Raw genomic sequence first — 5,289 nt, forward strand, 5'->3', positions numbered from 1 at the left:
TGTCCGCGTACAAGTGATCGTGCACCACCACGTACGGATGAAGCTGCACCATTGTTGATGCGGTGGAGGGGTAGGAGGGGTGAGTCTTCTGTCGTCTGTTCTGGATGGACGAAGGGCGGCAGGAAGTGGTCTTGGATCCGAATCGCTGGCTGGAGGTGCGGCGCTTTCGCGGCCTGTATGAGTCGGGTGCCATGAGTTTGCGGCAGGTCGCTAGGGAGACCGGGCTGAACAGGCGAACGGTGACCAAGTATCTGAACTCTCAGGCGCCCGTGGCGCCGCCGAAGCGTGCCGCGAATGGTCGCCGGCGTCAACGCATAGTGGACGAGTTCGCTCCGCTGATTGACGTGATGCTGCGGGCAGAGATTCTCCTTAAAGCGGCGGTGATTCACGAGCGGCTGGTGGCGGAGTACGGGTTCACCGGGAACTATCAGCGTGTCAAACTCTATTTGCAGGAGGCCAGACCTCGGGTCGCCGAGGAATTGGGGATCACCCCGGGAGAGCTGGCAGGGCTGCATCGCAGGTTCGAAGTCGTTCCCGGGGCTCAGGCCCAGGTGGACTGGGGAGATGAAGGCCGGATTCTCGCTCATGTTGGGATTCCGAAGGTCTATTCGTTTCACATGACGTTGTCGTATTCGCGTGACCCGTTCTGTTGTTTCACTACCAGTCAGGATCTGGCGACGTTCTTCGAGTGTCATCGCCAGGCGTTCGCGCACTTCGGCGGAGTGCCGATGGCGATCGTCTACGACCGGACCAAGACGGTGGTCCGTCGGCATGTCGCCCCAGGAGAGGCCGTTCCGCTGCATCCGGAGGCGGTCGCGTTCGCTGGTCACTACGATTTCGACCCCGACGTGCTGGCCGCTTACAGGCCGACCGGAAAAGGGCGAGTGGAACGCCAGGTCGCTATTGTCCGTGATCACGTCCTGGCCGGCCGGGCCTTCGCGTCCGTAGAGGAGATGAATTCGGCGTTCACCGCGTGGGTCCCGCTTCGGCGGGCGAAGGTGCACGGCACTCATGGGGAAGTCATCGGTGTCCGGGCGGTCCGCGACCATACGGCTTTGCGGCCTCTGCCGCAGATCCCGTATGTCGTCGCCCAGCGGCATCTCCGGTATGTCGGCAAGGACTGCCTGGTCGCGTTCGAGGCGAACCTGTATTCAGTTCCGGCGCGCAAGGTCCGTCCGCGCCAGCTGGTCGAAGTCAGAGCCACCAGGTCGCAGGTCACCCTGCATGCCACCACACCTGGCCCGGACGGACAGACGTTGCTGGCCGTGCACCCGAGAGCAGGCGGCCGAGGAGCCCGGGTCGTGGACGAGAGCCACTGGGACGGTCTGCCCACCGGATCCGGCCGAACGGTCACAGCAGGCGGAGAAGGGCCAGCTTCCCGCACTCACAAATTCCGGGACGCCGAGGCGGAATCGCTGATGGCATTGCTGAACCGCGCTGCCGCCGCCCGAATCGAAGTTGGCCGCCGTCCCCTGTCGGTCTATGACGAACTGACCGGCACCCGGCCATTCACCACTCACCCGAGCACGAAGGAATCCTCTTGAGCGAGCTGGTCTCCACCCGAATCCGCACCACGGCTGCCAAGCTGGGCCTGCCGAACCTGGCTGAAACTCTCAACCAGTACACACAGCGGGCTGATGAGGCCAAGATGGGATACCTCGATTTCATCGATCTGGTGCTCTCCGAAGAGTTGGCCGTCCGCGAAGACCGGCGCTTCCGGCAGGGGCTGCGAACCTCGAAACTCCCGCATCACAAGACGCCACCCTGTCATTCGTCGAGGAAAAGGCCAACGCCGCACTGCTGGGGCCGCCCGGAGTCGGCAAGACCCACATTGCCGTCGCTCTCGCGGTCGCGGCCTGCCGGGCCGGATACTCGATCTACTTCACCAGCCTCGACGACATGGTCCGGAACCTGACCACCGCCGAGGCCGCCGGCCGCCTCACCAGCAAACTCGGCACGTATCTCCGCCCGGCCGTTCTCGTGCTGGATGAAGTCGGCTACCAGCCTCTGGCCCGCGACGAGGCCAACCTGGTCTTCCAGGTGATCTCAAAACGCTACGAAAAGGGCTCGATCATCCTCACCTCGAACAAGACTTTCAGCGAATGGGGGCAGTTCTTCGGTGACGAGGTTCTCGCAACCGCGATCCTCGACCGCCTCCTCCACCACTGCGATGTCGTCTCCATCAACGGCCCCAGCTACCGGCTCAAGAACCGGCTCGCCGCCATCACACGAGACCAAGACGACCCGGCCTGAGCCTGGTGCACAAACCTCCGTACCTAGTGGAGCACTCAGATCAGTACGCGGACATCGTCGCGGTCAACGCCCTCGCCCTCAAACGCCTGCGGCTGCCGGACGCCCCCGGACCGGCCCGGGGGAGGTGAACGGTACGCGGCGACGGTACGCCCCGAGGCCGCCCGCCGCCCGGCCGCCCGCCGTCATTCGCAGAAGACCTGCACCTTGGCCTCCGGGTCGTCGATGTCTATGACGACATCGTCGAGATGGTCGATCAGCTCCTCCAGATGCTGCGGCTTCAGGTCGGCGAGGTCGAACTCCACCCCCGACCTGCTCAGCTCCGCGTTGACCTTGGTGACCGCCTGCGGCGGAATGAGGCTGGTGAGCCGCACACCGGCGCGCAGCAACTGCAGCGGGATCCGCATGTTGGCCCGGCTGCCCCCGTCCTCACCGGCTCCGTCCGGCGCGTCCACCAGCACGCGCAGGTACTTGGGCCGGGGGCGCGGGCGCGGCTCCGCACCCGGCGGCGTCCCGGGCTGCTGCCGCTCCAGGGCGATGATCAGCCGCTCCGCCTCCGCCGCGGTGATCCTGCCCTCGGCCAGCATCTCCAGGATCTGCCGACGCTGTTCGTTCATCACTGTCTCACTCCTCGGGCTCATCTGACCTCGATCCGTACGTCCGTGCGGCCCTGCACCAGCTCGAACCGGGTACCGGGCAGCGCCCACACCAGCCGCGCGACCCCGGCGAGCGCCCCCAGCGGACGCACCCGGGCGACGAGACAGGCGATCAGCCCGCCCAGGACGACGAGCAGCAGCAATGGCGACAACAGGACCATCATCGGCAGCACGGGGACGAACAGCCGCCGCGGCCGGCCGTCGGGACGGCGCCGGCGCACCGTCACCAGCTGCGGCATCACCGCGGTCTCTCCAGCTCCGCCAGCGCCTCCTCGGCGCTGATCTCCCCCCGCCGCAGCCGCTCCACCACATCGGACCCGCTCGGCTCCGGGTCGGTGTCCACGAACTCCAAATGGGAGGCGATCCGCTTCAGCCGGGACTTGACCGTCGGATAGCTCACCCCGAAGATCCGCTCCATCTCCTTGATCGAGCCGTGCGCCCGGACGAACGCGGCCACGAACACCTGGTCGTCGATGCCGAGCTGAGCCAGCTGCGGCGGCTCGAACCGCCCTTCGATCGCGACACCGCTGGGGAGGCGGACCCGTTCGATCACGAACGGCTGCCCCCGCGTCAGATCCGTCAGCTCCTGCCAGTCCACCCGCGGCCTCCGTGCTCTCGGTACCTTCACCTGAGAAAGTTCTACCTTGAGATTCTTGAGCAGTCGAGACCAAGAACTCAAGATTATTGATTCACGTGTGCCCACAGGAGAGCCGCTGGGCATGATCACCGCAGGTAGGAGGCCCCGTTCAGATCCAGGACGGCCCCCGAGGACCACGCCGCCCCCGGCGACGCCAGATACACGATCGCGTCGGCGATCTCCTCCGCCGACGCCACCCTGCCGAACGGACTCTGCGCCCGCAGCGCGTCCCCCTCGGGACCGGCCAGCTTGGCCTCCTGCCGTTCGGTCGCGACGAAACCGGGCGCCACCGACGTGACGGCGATCCGGTGCGGAGCCAGGGCGACGGCGACGGACTGCCCGAAGGCGTGCAGCGCGGCCTTGCTCGCCCCGTACGCCGGATGGTCCGGCTCGCCGCGAAAGGCGCCGCGCGACCCCACGTTGACGATGCTGCCCGGCGCCCCGCGGCCGATCAGCTGGTCGGCGAACGCCCAGGTGACGTGGACCGCGCCCAGGAGGTTGACGCCGATCATCGCGTCCCAGGCGCCGACCCACCCCTCCCAGTCCGCCTCGCCGATCCGGTGCCGGTTCTCCGGCCGCGGGGCCACCGCCGCGTTGTTCACCAGCACCTCCAGGCCACCCAGCGCCCCCGCCGCCTCCTCGACGACGCCGCGCGCGACGGACGGGTCGCAGAGATCACCGCCCACCACCGTGTGCCCCTCCCCGGCGAGCAGGGCGAGCGTCCGGTCCGCGTCCTCGCGGTGCCGCCCGTAGTGGACGGCGACGCGATGCCCGGCGGCGGCCAGGGCGACGGCGGTGGCCCGTCCGATGCCGCGCGAGGCACCCGTGACGAGGGCTCCGCGGCTGTTGAGGTCCGGCATGTTCGGGTCCTTCCGGGTCGGTGAGGCGCCGCGCCGCGCGGTACCTGCCGTGACGAACGGCGACAGCAGGACATCACAGCAGGTATCCGGCTCCGCTCCCGCCCGGCGCGGACACCACACCCCGCCCGGCCAACCCCCCACCGCTGCCGCCGCTCCCACCTCCCGGACCCCCGCGCCCGGTGACCGGTGCCCCGCCCGGCCGCCGGGGCGCCGGCCCCGCACCGGACACGGTCAGATCTTCCGGTCCCGCCCGGCCCCCAGCGCCAGCAGCATCAGACCGCAGCACACCGCCAGCAGCGCCGCCACCGGCACCGTCCAGCCACCGGTCGCCTGCCGCAGCGCACCCAGCGTGAAGGGCCCCAGCGCCGCCAGCAGATAGCCCCAGGTCTGCGCCATCCCCGAGAGCCGCGCGGCGGTGTGGGCGGTCCGGGTCCGCAGCACCATCAGCGTCAGCGCCAGCCCCAGCGTGCCGCCCTGACCCACGCCCAGCAGAACCGCCCACAACCAGGCACCGCCCACCGGGTCGATCAGCAGCCCGGCCGCGCCGGCGGCCATCAGCCCGGCCGTCACCACGCCCAGCGCGCGCTGGCTGCGCATGCGCCCCGCCAGTACCGGCACCAGCAGGGAGCCCGCCATCTGCACCAGGGTGCTGAACGCGAAGACCAGTCCGGCCTCGCCCTTGTCCATGCCCTGATCGGTCAGGATCGTCGGCAGCCAGGAGATCACCACATAGGCGACCAGGGACTGTCCCCCCATGAACAGCGTGATCTGCCAGGCCAGCGGCAGCGACGTCAGTAGCTGTTTCCGATCCTCGGTTCTGGGTAGATTTGCGCCCTAGCCTGGACCGGTGTCTGAGGGTGCCGAGAGGGCCGTGGAGAGGGAATGT

General features: G+C 68.4%; 5 protein-coding genes and 2 pseudogenes. 2 read left to right on the forward strand and 5 right to left on the reverse strand.

Going from position 1 to position 5,289, the window contains the following annotated elements:
* Positions 1-104 precede the first annotated feature (104 nt).
* Positions 105-1,544 carry an IS21 family transposase gene (gene istA / locus BM385_RS26265; protein WP_107407843.1) on the forward strand — a complete coding sequence of 480 codons (1,440 nt, stop codon included), beginning with the start codon at positions 105-107 and terminating at the stop codon, positions 1,542-1,544.
* Positions 1,541-2,253 (forward strand): annotated as a pseudogene (gene istB, locus BM385_RS26270) (IS21-like element helper ATPase IstB). The gene istA and the pseudogene istB overlap by 4 nt, the downstream one beginning before the upstream one ends.
* Before the next feature lie 182 nt (positions 2,254-2,435).
* On the opposite strand, the gene BM385_RS26275 reads toward istB, so the two are convergent.
* From BM385_RS26275 to BM385_RS26295, 5 genes and pseudogenes are all read right to left on the reverse strand, one after another.
* Positions 2,436-2,867, reverse strand: a complete 432-nt coding sequence (locus BM385_RS26275; RefSeq protein ID WP_093844601.1) for an SHOCT-like domain-containing protein — start codon at positions 2,865-2,867, stop codon at positions 2,436-2,438.
* Positions 2,868-2,887: 20 nt separating this feature from the next.
* On the reverse strand, positions 2,888-3,145 hold the full coding sequence (locus BM385_RS26280) for a hypothetical protein (protein ID WP_093844602.1): 258 nt from the start codon (positions 3,143-3,145) through the stop codon (positions 2,888-2,890).
* Positions 3,145-3,504 carry a DUF2089 domain-containing protein gene (locus BM385_RS26285; RefSeq protein WP_019432546.1) on the reverse strand — a complete coding sequence of 120 codons (360 nt, stop codon included), beginning with the start codon at positions 3,502-3,504 and terminating at the stop codon, positions 3,145-3,147. The genes BM385_RS26280 and BM385_RS26285 overlap by 1 nt, the downstream gene beginning before the upstream one ends.
* A gap of 125 nt (positions 3,505-3,629) precedes the next feature.
* Positions 3,630-4,403, reverse strand: a complete 774-nt coding sequence (locus BM385_RS26290; protein ID WP_093844603.1) for an SDR family NAD(P)-dependent oxidoreductase — start codon at positions 4,401-4,403, stop codon at positions 3,630-3,632.
* A gap of 231 nt (positions 4,404-4,634) precedes the next feature.
* Positions 4,635-5,198 (reverse strand): annotated as a pseudogene (locus tag BM385_RS26295) (MFS transporter); the annotation flags it as partial.
* Positions 5,199-5,289 lie beyond the last annotated feature (91 nt).

This window comes from Streptomyces harbinensis (genome assembly GCF_900116145.1).
In the GTDB taxonomy this organism is placed as follows: domain Bacteria; phylum Actinomycetota; class Actinomycetes; order Streptomycetales; family Streptomycetaceae; genus Streptomyces; species Streptomyces carpaticus.